Here is a 14267-nt window from a genome sequence, read left to right as displayed (position 1 = left end):
CGCGCACAAAACTTGTGCTAAAAGATCTGTACCTAAAAGGAGGGACGTCATGGCACTTTATCTCAGTCCGAATGGACGGATTGCTCAGTCAACTTATTGGCAGGGCGTAATCGTGTTGTTGGTACTCAGCGTGCTCATTAGTGCTCTTTCGGCCTATGCGTCGCCTTTTGTGGGCTTCCTGTCGCTCTTGCTTATCTGGCCGTGGATTGCCGTTCACGTAAAGCGGTTTCACGATGCCGGCAAGACAGGCTGGCTGACAGTCGCCATGGTCGTTCTGGCGATCATCGTTTCCTTCGTAGCTGGCCTTATCCTGCCGCCGCTTTTCGGTGTCGATATGGCCGGATTGCAGGCTGAGATGCAGCGCGACATGGAAGACATGGCCGCGAGTAATGATCCTGCCGCCATGATGGCTGCCACGATGGAGCATTCCCGCCGCATCGCGCAGGCAAGCCTTATTCCGAATATCCTTGCCTCCGTCCTGTCGGTGGGCGTGGTCGGGATTGTCATGGGGCTGTTCAAGTCGGACCCGAACGAGAACCAGTACGGTCCACCAACAGCCTGAGTAGAATTTTCTTGAATTGTATTGGTCGGGGTATGGCGCGCGCGCCATACCCATTATTTTAAAGGGGGCCTTTAAGATGGTCAGTTTTCCAGACGCAGTAAAAATGTTCTTTGCCCGTTATACAGATTTTCAGGGCCGTTCGCGCCGGTCTGAATATTGGTGGGTACAATTGTTCAATTTCCTTGTGATGGCTGTAGGCATGGTGCTTGCAGGCATTCTGGGCTCAATCGGGGCCTCCAGTGATGGACCTGGTCCTTTGGCATATCTGGTCTTTGTTGTCCTCGTTCTCTACGCCTTGGCAGTTCTCATCCCAGGTATCGCGCTGACAGTGCGCCGTCTGCATGACGTAAACATCACAGGATGGATTTTGCTGGCCGCGCTCATTCCGTTCATTGGCAGCTTGGTCGGCATTGCCATTTTTGTGATCAGTCTGATCCCTGGTACGGTTGGCCCGAACAAGTATGGTCCGGACCCGAAAAACCCAGGCATGGCGGCAGACACCTTCGTCTAATAGCTGTCCCAAATCGACAGGATTGCAGAGCCGGGCCCTGTGCCCGGCTCTTTTTTGTTGCATGCATTTATCGTTTATTGATAAGACGCATGCATAGAGAGGGGATGACCCTGTCCGGGCACATACCTCAGGAGACCTGCACCCTATGGACGTACAAACTGTCCTGCTCAGTCCGAAAGGCCGTATTGGCCCGCGCACCTTTCTGCGCGGTTTCATCCTGCTGACGGGCGGTTACATGCTGATGCAGCTGGGCGAGATCTTTATCGCGCCGGTCTTCGGCCTGCTCTCTCTGGGCTTCATCTACATGTATGTGTGTGTCTTTTCCAAACGTCTGCATGATGCAGGGCAATCCGGCTGGCTCTACCTGTTGTTCCTGGTTGGCTATATTGTCGTAAACACCATCATCACCATGGTGCTACTGCCCATGCTGACGCCGCATGCTTATGAAATGTATATGGAATTTTTCAGCTATGTGATGAACGGAGACTCCGTCAGCGCTGAAAATTTCATGCAGGAAAACCAGTTTGTCCTGGCGCGTGCGCTGTCGCCCACGCTGATCGCCAGCTTCCTGCTAAGCAGTGCCGTACTTGGCTTTGTCGGCAGCCGTCTGCCCTCTGACCCTGACAGCAATCGCTATGGTCCGCCTCCCGGCAGGGGCGGGGCGAGCCAAACATTTTCCTGAGTTCCTGAAAGGACTGCAAGACCATGTCGTCTCATCATCTGGCTGAACCGATTGACCACCACCGGCCCTGGATCCGGGATGAGCGGGATGATCCTGCGCGCATGGACTGGCTGCAAACCCTGTTCAATCCCTTTGGCATGACCGGGAAGCTGCACTTCAGCCGGGCCTGGACTTTCATGTTCATGGGCCGTGTCCTGCTATTTGTCGTGCCGGTCTTTTCCGCCTCCATCGCCAGCATGGCGGGGGCCAATCTCGCCGCAGCCTGGAAACCGCTCAGCTTTTTCCCTCTGCCCATTCCGGCTCTCTTGGTGCCGTTTTTCATCTTCACAATTGTCACAGCCTTTACCTCCTGGGTGGCGCATGTCCGGCGCTTTGCGGATGCCAACCGCTCGACCCTGAAGGCGATGATCGTACTCATTCCCTTGATCCTTGGCCTGGTCGGCTTTGCGGGCGGGGTAACGATGGGGGTTGCCGGCTACGAGGCGCAGAAGGCACAAGCCGCCAAGGCGGCGGTCGAAAGTGAAGAGGGCTCCGTCCCAGATGCTGTTCCGGCAGCGGACAAGGCTAAAGCCAAGCCTGAGTCAGGGCAGACACAACCCCGCCGCGGCCCTCCGCCAACCATGAAGCAAATGGCGCTGGGCGGGGGTATGGGTATGGCCACGGCGCTGTGGGTCTTGGCGGCACTTCCGGTCATGCTGTGGACTCTGCTGCATGTCGCACGTCTGCCCAATGGCGGCGTCGGCCCGGTCCGCACCGGGAGTGATTTGACGCAGGAAGAACAGCGCAAACTGGCAACCGCGCCGACAGCCTATCAGACGACGGCCTGAACCTTGCCGTCCAGCGGCGCCTGAACCCGCACGAGGCGGCTTTCGAAGACCGTCTCGAACGCGGCTTTTAGGGCCATGTCCACCTCTGCCAGAGTGGCGGGAATGCCAAGGTCTACAAGGCTGGTCACGCCATAGCGCGGGTCTGCAATGCCGCACGGGGTAATGCCGGAAAAATGCTCCAGCTCCGGCTCCACGTTCAGCGAAATACCGTGGAAGCTGACCCATTTCTTCAGGCGCACGCCGATGGCGGCGATCTTGTCTTCACGCAGCGGGCCGCCAGCCTGTGTGCGGTCTACCCAGACGCCCACACGGCCATCTCGGGGACCTGATTCGACATTGAAGGCGTGGAGCGCAGCAATGATCCAGGCTTCTAGATTTTGCACGAAAGCGCGCACATCGCGCCCGCGCCGGGCGACATCCACCATCACATAGGCCACCCGCTGGCCGGGGCCGTGATAGGTGTACTGGCCGCCACGCCCGGCATCAAAAACCGGGAACCGCGTCGCATCGCGCAGGTCTTCAGGCTTCGCGGATGTGCCGGACGTGTAGAGCGGTGGATGCTCCAGGAACCACACCAGATCCGGCGCATCGGCCTCACGAATTGCGCGGGCGCGGGCCTCCATGAACTGGACGGCATCTTCGTAAGGGACTTGGCTGTCAGAGACGGCCCATTCGGTGTCTGGAAATTTCTGCATTACGGGAGGCATATAGGCGACATTCGGGGCTTCACAAAGGGCTAGTGTCGCCTTATACGGCCCGTCTGCCTCGAATGAGAAATGTGCGGTCGTGGCGGAATTGGTAGACGCGCAGCGTTGAGGTCGCTGTGGGGCAACCCGTGGAGGTTCGAGTCCTCTCGACCGCACCATTTATTTCCAGACATGAAGAGCTATGCGCCATTCGGGGCGCATTCAGCCCATTTCAGGATTTTAAGGCGCTTTCTCCAGTATCCGCCGTTGCGGGATAAGGCGTCAGCGTGAAATGCGTCAGCAATTCCTGTGCGGGCGCATAGCCCGGTGCGAGCCGCTTAGCTTCCAGCAAATCAAGATAGGCCGCTTTTGCATTGTGGCGCTGCAGTTGTGCCATGGCGCGATTGTGCAGCGCTATCGGCTTCAGCGGTGTAGATACGCCATTCAGGTCTGATAGGGTCTCGATGGCTTCTTCCGGACGATTCATCCGGATCAGGGCGGCGCTCAAGCTGATGACGCTGCCCTTTGGTGCCCCAAGATTCTGCGCTTTGGAGGGGTAGATGACGGCCTCTTCCAGATTTCCGGGGCGCAGGCGCACCTTCCCGGCATTGGCCAGGGCAGCGGCGCGGCCTTGCGCGGTCAAATCCCGCTGGGCTACCCCTTTATTGCAAAGGTGCAGCAAGCGCAGGGAAGCCCCATCAGTGCGTGCCAGCTGATCGGCGCATTAACTGGGCGGTGCATGGCCGGACGACTGCTGAGGGCCGCGCGCAGGATCACCCGGGAATATGATGATGCGCTGCGCCCTGTCGGCCTGACAGTCACCCAGTTTGGTTTGCTCAATTCTGTGGACCGTTACGAGCCGGACTCCATTTCGGAACTGGCGGATCTGCTAGCGCTGGACCGCACGACCCTCTCGCGAAACCTGAAGCCTCTCGAGAAGGCGGGCCTCATTTTCGCGGGGAGGAGAGCGAGGGCCGCCGTCGCCGTCTGCTGTTGACCACGCTGGGCGTAGGTCGACTGGAAGAGGTCTATCCGCTCTGGCAGGAAGTGCAAAACCGTACAGAGACCCGTCTGGGGGAAGAAGGTTTGGGGCGTTTGAAGGCGGGTTTGCGCACCCTGCTTTGAACCCGTCTCTATCTGCGGGGGAGGGGCCAATTTCCACGCCATGCTCTTTGCCTTGTGGGCAGCCTGTGAATTTCGCGCGAATCCCTGCTAGGTCAGGATAATCGGGCCTTGCCGCCATGGCTTAGGCCCGGCAAGAGAATGCCATGAGTGAAACGCCTGCCCAGCCGACGCAGACCGCCGAGATGCCGAATGTCGACCCGGTACTGCTGGATGATCTCATCGATGCGGTCGATGAGCATGATACGCGCTGGCTGGCGCGCACACTTCAGCGCATGCACCCGGCGGACGCAGCAGACCTGCTGGAAGCGCTGTCCTTTGACACCTTTTCCGAAGCCGTGGAGCTGCTCGGCGGAGAACTGCCTGCCGACATTCTGATCGAGCTGCGTGATTCCTATCGGGAAGAAGCGGTTGAAGTTCTGCCGGACGCCGCCGTCGCCAGCGCGCTCGATGAACTCGATTCAGATGACGCGACGACCATTCTTGAAGATCTTGAGGATGAACGCCGCGAACGCATTCTGGAAGATTTGGCACCGATTGAACGGGCCCAGCTGGAACGCGGCCTGTCCTATGAGGAGGAAACGGCTGGCCGTCTCATGCAGACGGAATTCGTTGCCGCGCCGGAATACTGGACCGTTGGTCACGCCATCGACCATGCCCGCGCGTTGGGCGAAGAATTGCCGGAAGTGTTCTACGAACTCTATGTGACCGATCCGGGGCACCGTCTGCTGGGCACGGTCTCGCTGGCCACGTTGCTGCGCACTCCGCGTGACGTGCAGCTATCAGATATCATGGAAGACCCGCTCTCCACCCTGAAGCCGGAGATGGACCAGGAAGAGGTGGCCTTCCAGTTCCGCAAATACTCGCTGGCTTCCGCGCCGGTGACCGATGATGGCGGCCGTCTTGTCGGTATGATCACCGTCGATGACATGGTCGACGTCATGCAGGAAGAAAACGCGGAAGACCTGCTCTCGCTTTTGAACGTGAATTCGGCCGATGGTGCGGACACGGTATGGGATACAGTGAAGGCCCGTGCCCCTTGGCTGGGCGTCAATCTGTTTACGGCGTTCATTTCGTCAGCAATCATTTCTCTGTTCGAGGCGACGATTGCTCAGATTGTGGCGCTGGCGGTTCTGATGCCCGTTGTGGCGGCGCTGGGGGGCAATGCCGGCAGTCAGGGCCTGGCCGTTGCCGTGCGTGCGATTGCAGAACGCCAGCTGGATGGCGATGCGGCGCGCCGCGCGATCTGGCGCGAGGTGATGAGCGGTATGGTCAATGGTCTGATCTTCGCCGTGGGGGTCGGTCTGATCTCCCTGGTCTGGTTCCGGGACATTGAACTGGCGCTCGTCATGGGGGTGGCCATGATGGCGACTTTCGTCTGGGCAGGCTTTTCCGGCATTCTTGTTCCCCTGGGTCTCAAGCGTCTCGGCGCGGACCCGGCTGTCGCCTCGTCCGTCTTTGTGCTGACGCTGACAGATGTGATGGCCTTCTTCAGTTTTCTGGGCCTCGCCACACTCGTTCTGCTGTAAACATGCGGGATTTTCCGCAGTTTCTCGCCCCTTGGGTGAATGGGCGCGAGTTTTGCAGCACTGGTGGGTAGTTAAAAGTCCAAGTGTTTCAAAATGGGATGCCGCTGCATGGCTCGGCAAATGCGCACATCAGATAAGGGGGTCGAGCTCATCAAGAGCTTCGAGGGCTTCCGTGCGCGTGCCAGCCGCCTGCCGGATGGGCGGTGGCTGCTTGGATATGGCCATACCGAAACGGCGCGGGCTGGCCTGACCGTAGGCGCCTTCGATGCCGAGCTGATTCTGCGCTTCCACGATCTCAAAAAGATCGAAGACGCTCTCTACACCTGTGTGTTCACGCCGCTCAGCCAGAATGAATTCGACGCGCTGGCCTCCTTTGTTTTCAATATCGGGCAAGAGGCCTTTGAGTCGTCCGATGTGCTGGCCTATCTGAACTCTGGCGACCGCATTCTGGCAAGCGAAGCGATGATGAGCTGGCGTCGCGGCCGTGTTGATGGCCAGTCGCGCATCATTGATGCGCTGGCACGTCGCCGAGCCGCTGAAATTGCGCTCTTCCTGTCGCAGCCTAATGGCCCCGTAGCCATTCCCGGCGCGCTTGTGCGGCCGGAGCGTGACCCGCATTCCGGCCCGGCAGTTCCGCGTGAAACCCCCATCATTGTCGAGGCAAGAACGGAAGCAGACCGCCTTCGTGCTGCGCGAACGGTTAATCGGGAGACAGCACCGCAAGCCGCCGCCCGCGCCGTTGCAGAGCGCCTGACGCGTATCCTTGGGGAGAATGCCTCGCGTGCTTCAGGAGAGCAGGGGGCACAGGAGAGTGGTGATCCGACCGTGGACGAGATTACCCGCGCGGTGTCTGCACTGGCTGATCCGGAAGGAACGAATGAAGCACCGCCACCTGCCTCCATGTCAGAGCGTCGTCGCCACGGACGTCAGTCAACTCCTGAATTTGATGCCTCGCTCAGCCTGGAGCCTCTGCGCCTGCCGGAAACAGACCGACGCCTGATTGATGATCTGGCCCCGATCTATGTGGATCCGGCCAAGGTCGAGCCACCGCTGGATGATCGCCCGCTTGGCTTTGACAAGGGACAGGGCAATCTGCGTTGGGTGCCGTTCGCCTTGCTGGCCGGTCTCGGCATGATTGGCCTGTATGACGGGATGCGCCGGTTTGTCGGCACAGCTGCAAACCAGATGGGCCAAGCTGCGAGCCAATCCTATGCAGGGCCATTGATCGCTCTGGGTAGCGGCTTTCTGCTTTTCGTGTCTGTCTACTACCTCTATCGTATGCTGGCACATCAAGAATAGGCTGACAGGGCGGAAAAGCCTTGCTAGGGCAGGGCCATGATTCCGAACACATATCCCACTTTGAACTTCGATCTCGGTGAAACAGCGGACATGATCCGCGAAACTGTGGCAAGTTTTGCCCAGAATGAAATTGCGCCTCGCGCCGCTGAGATCGACCGGACAGATACGTTCCCGCGTGACCTGCTGCCCAAAATGGGTGAGCTGGGCCTGCTGGGTATTACGGTTGAAGAGGAATGGGGCGGCACGGGCCTCGGCTATCTTGAGCATGTCGTGGCGATGGAGGAAATCTCCCGCGCGTCTGCGTCTGTCGGCTTGTCCTATGGCGCGCATTCGAACCTTTGCGTGAACCAGATCCGCCGCTGGGGCAGTGATGACCAGAAGGCCCGCTACCTGCCAAAACTGATGAGCGGAGAGCATCTCGGCTCGCTCGCCATGAGCGAGAGCGGGGCCGGCTCCGACGTCGTTTCCATGAAGCTGCGCGCCGAGAAAAAAGGCGACCGCTATGTGCTGAACGGCACCAAGATGTGGATCACCAATGCGCCGGACGCCGACACGCTGGTTGTCTACGCCAAGACGGAGCCGGACGCCGGATCAAAAGGCATCACCGCTTTCCTGATCGAACGGGATATGAAGGGCTTCTCCGTTGCGCAGAAGCTCGACAAGCTGGGCATGCGCGGTTCTGAAACCGGTGAGCTTGTGTTCGAAGATTGCGAAGTGCCCGAAGAAAACATAATGGGGCCGCTGAATGGCGGAGCCCGCGTGCTGATGAGCGGCCTCGATTATGAGCGCGCCGTCTTGTCGGCGGGGCCGACCGGCATCATGCAGGCCTGCATGGATGTCGTAATTCCCTACATCCATGACCGTAAACAATTCGGCCAGTCGATCGGCGAGTTCCAGCTGATTCAGGGCAAGGTCGCAGACATGTACGTTCAGATGAACGCGGCCAAGGCCTATGTCTATGCCGTCGCTAAATCCTGTGACCGGGGCGAGACAACGCGCAAGGATGCCGCCGGTGCCATTCTGTATGCGGCAGAAACCGCCACGAAGCTGGCACTCGATGCAATTCAGATTCTTGGCGGCAATGGCTATATCAACGAATACCCGACCGGGCGCCTGCTGCGTGATGCCAAACTGTATGAGATCGGGGCGGGGACCAGCGAAATCCGCCGCTGGCTGATCGGCCGGGAACTGTTCGGCGAAACGGCCTAGCGTCTAGGCTGCGCCGCTTATGGCTGTGATGTTCTTGTCTTTCATGGCGTTGATCGTGGCGTCATAGCCCGCCTGAACGGCGTCATCATAGATCTTCCAATCGCGCAGCTGCACGTCTGCCATGTCGGGCAGGATAAGCACATCGGTCATGTCGTGGCCGAATTGTGTATCTGCACGGATGGTTGCCGCGCGCATCAGCAGGCCGGCAATGGGCGGAGCGCTGGAAAATCCGTTCTTGAACACCCATTGGAAAAAGCTCGGCGGGTTGGCGAATTCTTCGACATCCATATTGTCCGGCTGGCGGGTCACGTCAGAGCCGATGACCAGGCCGCGATGCAAATCCCGCATCACATCGGCCGGGAAATTATTCAGCACTGCGCCATCCACCAGCACATCCTTGCCGTCCACGACCGGTGGCAGAATGCCAGGCAGGGAGATCGTCGCTCGCAGCGCGTCCCGCAGCAGTCCTGTGCGGTGAATGCGTGAACTGCCAGAGGTCAGATTGGTCGACGTGCAGAAGAAAGGCACTTTGAGGTCGCAGATGTCCACATCGCCGAAATGCTCTTTGAGGCGATTGTTGACGCGCGCGCCCTTCACCATGCCGACAACGGGCAGGTGATAGTCCCCGAGCGGATTGGAATCGACAAAGGCCTTGCGGATGCGGCGCTCGATTTCCTCATTGCTCCATCCCATTGCCACGCACGCCGCGACGACCGAGCCCATGGAGGCCCCACCGGCAAAGTCGATCGGGATGCCCAACTCCCGCAGCGCCTTTACGACGCCAATGTGCGAATAGGCCCGCGCGCCACCGCCGGAGAGGATCAGGCCAATCGAGACACCGCACATGATGCGTGCCAGACGGTTACAGTCTTTGCCTTCCATGCCGCCCCAGTGAAAAATCCGGCTGCCCCCCGCAGCAGACAGCCAGCGGCTGGGCGGCGCGCCCGGCCGGTCCTCGGCGTGGTGCAGTAAGACAACATCGACCAGCTTCAGGGTGCGGGCCGGGGACTCATCATCCGGCATCAGCGGATTGGACGGGTGCGCATCGGCGCGGCCCACAACCCAGATGCGGTCTGCCTGCCGCGTCGACAGGCGGTACCAGGCATTATCACCAATGGAAGAGACAAGGATCACGACATCATGTGCTTGTTCCAGCTCATCGAAATAGGCGGCCGGTTTTTCATCGCCTTGGCGCTCGGTCACGATGATGCATTTCTTGCCCAGCCGGTCACAGGCTTGTTTCAGGGCGCGCGCCCGCAGCGACAGATCAATCGTGGGGGAGGTAGCCACCAGCGCGAAGACTTTCGGCGCGGCGCTCGCCACCCGCTCCATCGGCTTGCCAAGACGCGTCAGGATGATGCGAATCATGGATTCCAGCAATTCCGGCTCGGCGCGGACCATCCGGTCCCACCCCTTGCGGGAGACGCCGACCACTTCGGTATCGCGGATGGCATAGACGGAACTGTTATGCGGGGCATCATTCGGCAGGCCGTCGCCCGTCAGGTCAATGCCGCCCTGGAAGAGGGACATTTCCCCCGCAGGCTCGCCGGAGCGGATATGGCCGATGAATTCGGTCTTGCCGTGGGGCCCTTGGCGGAAAATGCCCAGCGTGCCGGACATGACGAAATACAGCGTGTCGGCAGGTTCTCCGGCGAGGAAGAGCGGCTTGCCCGCCGGAATGGAAAACCAGATGGTTTCCTTGCCTGCCGCCTTCATCGCGCGGCCGGGCACATCCTTCAGAAAGGAAATCGCCTGGAGACGGGGAGTAATATCTATGCCCATGTCCCAGAACATGCCCATTCTGATATCCTTTTCATAGCCTTTCTCTTTAGCCCTTCTGTTTCAAATTCACGTGACGCACGCGTGACACATGCGGCTCGGGCGGTTAAGCAGGCTTAAAATTCCAGTGGGAGGCTTTATGCCGGTTCTGAAATCCAGCCTTGACGTGTCCGGTAGCAAATTTGCCGCCAATAGAAGCGCGATGCAGGCATTACTTGCCGAACTGCATACAAAGACGGAAGAGGCCGCTTTGGGTGGTCCCGAGGCCAGCCGTCAGCGCCATGTTGAGCGCGGCAAGCTGCTGCCGCGTGAGCGGGTTGAGCGTCTTCTGGATCCAGGCAGCGCCTTTCTTGAGATTGGCGCGCTGGCCGCCAATGGCATGTACGACAATGAGGCCCCCGGCGCGGGCCTGATCACCGGCATTGGCCGTGTCGAGGGCCGCGAATGCCTGATCGTCTGCAATGATGCGACGGTGAAGGGCGGGGCCTATTTCCCGATGACGGTGAAGAAACATCTCCGCGCACAGGAAATTGCGATGGAGAACCATCTGCCCTGTATCTATCTGGTCGATAGCGGCGGCGCGAACCTGCCGCACCAGTCCGAAGTCTTCCCGGACCGCGAGCATTTCGGCCGCATCTTCTACAATCAGGCGCAGATGAGCGCGAAGGGCATCCCGCAGATCGCCTCCGTCATGGGAAGCTGCACGGCAGGCGGTGCCTATGTGCCGGCCATGAGCGACGAGTCGGTTATCGTGCGCAAGCAGGGAACTATCTTCCTTGGCGGTCCGCCGTTGGTCAAAGCGGCGACAGGGGAGGTGATCTCGGCAGAAGATCTTGGCGGCGCGGACGTGCATGCCCGCCAGTCCGGCGTGGCCGACCATTATGCCGCCCATGACGCGCATGCGCTGGCCATCGTTCGGTCAATTGTCCGTACGCTGGCAACCCCAAAGCCGCAGCCCTTCGAGCTGACCGAACCGGCCGAGCCGCTTTACGATCCGGCAGAACTGAATGGTCTCGTCCCGCAGGATGTCCGCGAGCCTTATGATGCCCGCGAAGTGATTGCGCGCCTGGTTGACGGGTCGGAATTCCATGAGTTCAAGAAGCTCTATGGCGAGACCCTTGTCTGCGGCTTTGCGCGCCTTTACGGCATGCCGGTCGCAATCCTCGCTAATAATGGCATCCTGTTTTCGGAAAGCGCCCAGAAGGCGGCGCACTTTATCGAACTGGCAGATCAGCGCCGTACCCCGCTCGTCTTCCTGCAGAACATTACCGGCTTCATGGTCGGCTCTAAATATGAGGCTGGCGGTATAGCCAAGGATGGCGCCAAGATGGTGACGGCCGTCGCCACCGCGAGCGTGCCGAAATTCACGGTCGTGACCGGCGGCAGCTTCGGTGCAGGCAATTACGGCATGTGCGGCCGGGCCTATTCGCCGCGCTTCCTGTTCATGTGGCCGAATGCGCGCATCTCGGTCATGGGCGGCGAACAGGCGGCCTCCGTGCTGGCGACGGTTAAGCGCGACGGCATCGAGCGCAAGGGCAGGGAATGGAGCACGGAGGAGGAAGAGACCTTCAAACAGCCGATCCGCGATCTCTACGAGGCCGAAGGCTCGCCCTACTTCTCGACCGCGCGTCTATGGGATGATGGTATCATCGCTCCGTCAGACACACGCCGCGTTCTGGGCCTTGCCCTGTCGGCCAGCCTCAACGCTCCGTTCCCGGACCGTGGCTTCGGCGTGTTTCGGATGTAGGGACCCGTACGTAGCACAACCGTCATGAACGCATGGTAGAATGCCTTCTGCGTTATGGCAGGAGGTAACTTCCATGTCTCACAAGATCTGTATTATAGACGGCCATCCAGACCCGGCGCCTGAGCATTTGATCCATGCCTTGTGCAATGCCTATTCCGAAGGCGCAGACACAGGACGCCATGCGGTAGAGCGGATTAATATCGCTACGCTGGACCTGCCCTATCTCACCTCCCAGGCCGAATTCGATACTCCGCCGGAGGAGCCGGTTCTGACAGAACGCGAAAAGATCGCTGATGCCGATCATCTGTTCATCGCGTTTCCGCTCTGGCTGGGCGCAATGCCGGCCAAGCTGAAATCCTTTCTGGAGCTGGCCGCCAGCGGGAATTTCTTCATCCAGCAGTCGACTTCCGGATGGCCCGAACAGATGATGAAGGGAAAGTCCGCCCGTGTTGTGGTGACGATGGGTATGCCGGATTTCGTTTACCGCTTCGGCATGGATGCGGCGGCCACGAAAGGTCTTGAGCGCGGTGTGCTCGGCCTGTCCGGTTTCAAGCCGCTGCATCACACCATCATCGGCGGGGCAGGGGAACTGACAGAGTCCAAAGTGGATTCTTGGCTCGCCTTCATGCGTGAGATTGGCGAAGACGCGGTTTAGGTGCCTTCATTACAATTCGTTCGTGAACCCCTTTTCACGCATCATTACCGGCCTTCTGGCGTAAATTGATCCTGGCCGCTCTGGTCAGCGGCCGGAAATGTGGAAGGATTTCGGAGATGATCAGACGCACCAGCTTTCTTGTCACCGCAGCCATGATGACCGCCCTGATGGGGCATGCAGGCGAAATGCCTGACTTCTCGTTGCTGGACCTGGACGATGATGTTCTGATTACGGAGGATGAGTTTGTGAGCTATAAGGCAAACGCTGGCATTGTCAGCGAGGCTGAAGCGAAAGCGAAATTCACAAAGCTGGACCTCAATTCGAACAGGACTGTCTCCAAAGAAGAACTCACTGAAGCCCTTGACGCATGGCGGGGACAGTCCACCTCGAAGGAGGAAAGCAGGGTGTCGACGCCTGATTGGTAGTCTGCCTGCTCTGTCTCCTGAATGGGGGGCTCGCTGGTCCTGCGAGTCCCCTTTTTTTTGCCCATATCTTGATTGTCGTGCAGGATTCCTCACCTTGAAAAATGATGGACGATGAAGAAATCAACCGCTTGCGGAAACGTATTGTCCGGCGCGCGCCCGGCCCGTTTCACTTTCCGGATGTCTACGGCCCGGACTGGGACCAGCTCTATATTGGCGACAAGGTCCGCAAGGGCCGTAACTTCCTTGAGGCTGTCCGAGCGGGCAAATTCCCCGGTGTCGAGGACACGGGCGAAAAGCATGATGGCGGCCGTGTCTATCGCTGGTGCGGCGAATAGGGCTGCACACAAGACGGCGATCCCTCTTCCCTTTGGCTTGCCCTGATGTAAGGAAGGAAGGCTCTAGCCAATGGAGTACCCCATGCGCGACGCCGAATATGATCTTATCCAGCTTGAAATGACGCAGGAAGGCCTCGCGGTCGTCACACTGAACCGGCCCGATGTACATAATGCCTTCAATGCGGAGCTGATTGCCGAGCTGACGGACGCTTTCAAATCCATCGCAGACCAACGCACAATCCGCATGATGATCCTGCGCGGTAATGGGCAGAGCTTTTCGGCAGGCGCAGACCTCAACTGGATGAAGCTGGCCGCAGAAGTCCATACGCGCGATGATAATGAGCGGGACGCCATGAATCTGGCAGAGATGCTGCGTGCCCTTTACGAGATGCCGCAAATGACGCTCGCTCTTGTGCGCGGAGCTGCCATGGGCGGCGGCGCTGGTCTGGTGGCAGCCTGTGATGTGGCCGTGGCCATGAAGGACACAAAGTTCCGCTTTTCCGAAGTGCGCCTCGGCCTCACCCCGGCTACGATCAGCCCCTATGTCATTGAGGCCATTGGCGCGCGGCTTGCCCGCTCCCTGTTTGTGACCGCCGAGACATTCGATGCCGACTATGCCGAGAAAATCGGCCTGATCCAGTATGTCGTTGAAGATGAGAAGGCAATGCTCGCCATGGAAGAGCACCTCGCCAATCTTGTTTTCTCCGCAGCGCCTGGCGCAATTGCTGACGCCAAGGAATTGGTGCGCGATGTCGCCGGCGTGTTCATTGACCGGGAGGTCAGCCACGAGACGTCAAAACGCATTGCCTATCGTCGCGCCTCAGATGAGGGCAAGGAAGGCATCTCCGCCTTCCTGGAAAAGCGCAAGCCGGACTGGAACCGCTAGGTACGGGAATTGG

The 14267-nt window shown here is 59.4% G+C and carries 16 protein-coding genes and 1 tRNA gene; 14 read left to right on the top strand and 3 right to left on the bottom strand.

The genetic code is table 11. The features are described from left to right. The first annotated feature begins 49 nt into the window (after nt 1–49). The 4 genes from HY2_RS16615 (at nt 50) to HY2_RS03860 (ending at nt 2582) form a co-directional block, all read left to right on the top strand. The gene (locus HY2_RS16615) at nt 50–562 is read left to right on the top strand and encodes a DUF805 domain-containing protein (RefSeq protein WP_051594691.1); all 513 of its coding nucleotides are present in this window, start codon (nt 50–52) and stop codon (nt 560–562) included. 76 nt (nt 563–638) lie between these two features. Continuing rightward, a complete protein-coding gene (locus HY2_RS03870) occupies nt 639–1073 on the top strand; it encodes a DUF805 domain-containing protein (protein WP_233346802.1) in 435 nt (144 codons plus the stop codon). Between the two features lie 145 nt (nt 1074–1218). Further along, entirely contained in the window at nt 1219–1755 is a 537-nt protein-coding gene (locus HY2_RS03865; protein ID WP_034824893.1) for a DUF805 domain-containing protein, read from the top strand. A gap of 23 nt (nt 1756–1778) precedes the next feature. Continuing rightward, nucleotides 1779–2582, top strand: a complete 804-nt coding sequence (locus HY2_RS03860) for a DUF805 domain-containing protein (protein ID WP_034824892.1) — start codon at nt 1779–1781, stop codon at nt 2580–2582. Here HY2_RS03860 and lipB read toward each other — a convergent pair. Next, nucleotides 2567–3277 carry a lipoyl(octanoyl) transferase LipB gene (lipB, locus tag HY2_RS03855; protein ID WP_034824890.1) on the bottom strand — a complete coding sequence of 237 codons (711 nt, stop codon included), beginning with the start codon at nt 3275–3277 and terminating at the stop codon, nt 2567–2569. The two genes, HY2_RS03860 and lipB, sit on opposite strands and share 16 nt — an antisense overlap. Before the next feature lie 85 nt (nt 3278–3362). On the opposite strand from lipB, the gene HY2_RS03850 reads away from it, so the two are divergent. Next, nucleotides 3363–3447, top strand: a tRNA-Leu gene (locus tag HY2_RS03850). A 53-nt stretch (nt 3448–3500) separates the two neighbouring features. Here the strand turns inward: HY2_RS03850 and HY2_RS03845 are convergent. After that, entirely contained in the window at nt 3501–3911 is a 411-nt protein-coding gene (locus tag HY2_RS03845; protein WP_034824887.1) for a hypothetical protein, read from the bottom strand. A gap of 96 nt (nt 3912–4007) precedes the next feature. Here HY2_RS03845 and HY2_RS03840 point away from each other — a divergent pair, with 96 nt between their 5' ends. The 4 genes from HY2_RS03840 to HY2_RS03825 all read left to right on the top strand — a co-directional run bounded on the left by HY2_RS03840 (nt 4008) and on the right by HY2_RS03825 (nt 8427). Continuing rightward, nucleotides 4008–4265: a MarR family winged helix-turn-helix transcriptional regulator gene (locus HY2_RS03840; protein WP_146617198.1), complete on the top strand. Its 258-nt coding sequence runs from the start codon at nt 4008–4010 to the stop codon at nt 4263–4265. Nucleotides 4266–4536: 271 nt separating this feature from the next. After that, nucleotides 4537–5919: a magnesium transporter gene (mgtE, locus tag HY2_RS03835; protein ID WP_034824885.1), complete on the top strand. Its 1383-nt coding sequence runs from the start codon at nt 4537–4539 to the stop codon at nt 5917–5919. 108 nt (nt 5920–6027) lie between these two features. Further along, nucleotides 6028–7218, top strand: a complete 1191-nt coding sequence (locus tag HY2_RS16610) for a lysozyme (protein WP_158534017.1) — start codon at nt 6028–6030, stop codon at nt 7216–7218. Between the two features lie 36 nt (nt 7219–7254). After that, complete coding sequence (locus HY2_RS03825; protein WP_034796680.1) at nt 7255–8427, top strand: isovaleryl-CoA dehydrogenase; 1173 nt, start codon at nt 7255–7257, stop codon at nt 8425–8427. A 3-nt stretch (nt 8428–8430) separates the two neighbouring features. Here HY2_RS03825 and HY2_RS03820 read toward each other — a convergent pair whose 3' ends face one another. Then, nucleotides 8431–10227 (bottom strand): patatin-like phospholipase family protein, encoded by a 1797-nt coding sequence (locus HY2_RS03820; protein ID WP_034824883.1) that lies wholly within the window; start codon nt 10225–10227, stop codon nt 8431–8433. Nucleotides 10228–10345: 118 nt separating this feature from the next. Between HY2_RS03820 and HY2_RS03815 the strand changes: the two genes are divergently transcribed. From HY2_RS03815 to HY2_RS03795, 5 genes are all read left to right on the top strand, one after another. Next, nucleotides 10346–11953 (top strand): carboxyl transferase domain-containing protein, encoded by a 1608-nt coding sequence (locus HY2_RS03815; protein ID WP_034824882.1) that lies wholly within the window; start codon nt 10346–10348, stop codon nt 11951–11953. Nucleotides 11954–12026: 73 nt separating this feature from the next. After that, the gene (locus HY2_RS03810; protein ID WP_034824880.1) at nt 12027–12608 is read left to right on the top strand and encodes an NAD(P)H-dependent oxidoreductase; all 582 of its coding nucleotides are present in this window, start codon (nt 12027–12029) and stop codon (nt 12606–12608) included. A gap of 116 nt (nt 12609–12724) precedes the next feature. Beyond that, on the top strand, nt 12725–13033 hold the full coding sequence (locus HY2_RS03805) for an EF-hand domain-containing protein (protein WP_034824878.1): 309 nt from the start codon (nt 12725–12727) through the stop codon (nt 13031–13033). A 101-nt stretch (nt 13034–13134) separates the two neighbouring features. Next, nucleotides 13135–13368 (top strand): DUF1413 domain-containing protein, encoded by a 234-nt coding sequence (locus tag HY2_RS03800; protein WP_206740989.1) that lies wholly within the window; start codon nt 13135–13137, stop codon nt 13366–13368. An 82-nt stretch (nt 13369–13450) separates the two neighbouring features. Beyond that, complete coding sequence (locus tag HY2_RS03795) at nt 13451–14254, top strand: enoyl-CoA hydratase-related protein (RefSeq protein WP_034824876.1); 804 nt, start codon at nt 13451–13453, stop codon at nt 14252–14254. Nucleotides 14255–14267: the final 13 nt, after the last annotated feature.

The organism is Hyphomonas pacifica, from assembly GCF_000682675.1.
In the GTDB taxonomy this organism is placed as follows: domain Bacteria; phylum Pseudomonadota; class Alphaproteobacteria; order Caulobacterales; family Hyphomonadaceae; genus Hyphomonas; species Hyphomonas pacifica.
The sequence above is the reverse complement of the archived record's forward strand: the minus strand, read 5'-3'. Positions and strand labels throughout refer to the sequence as shown.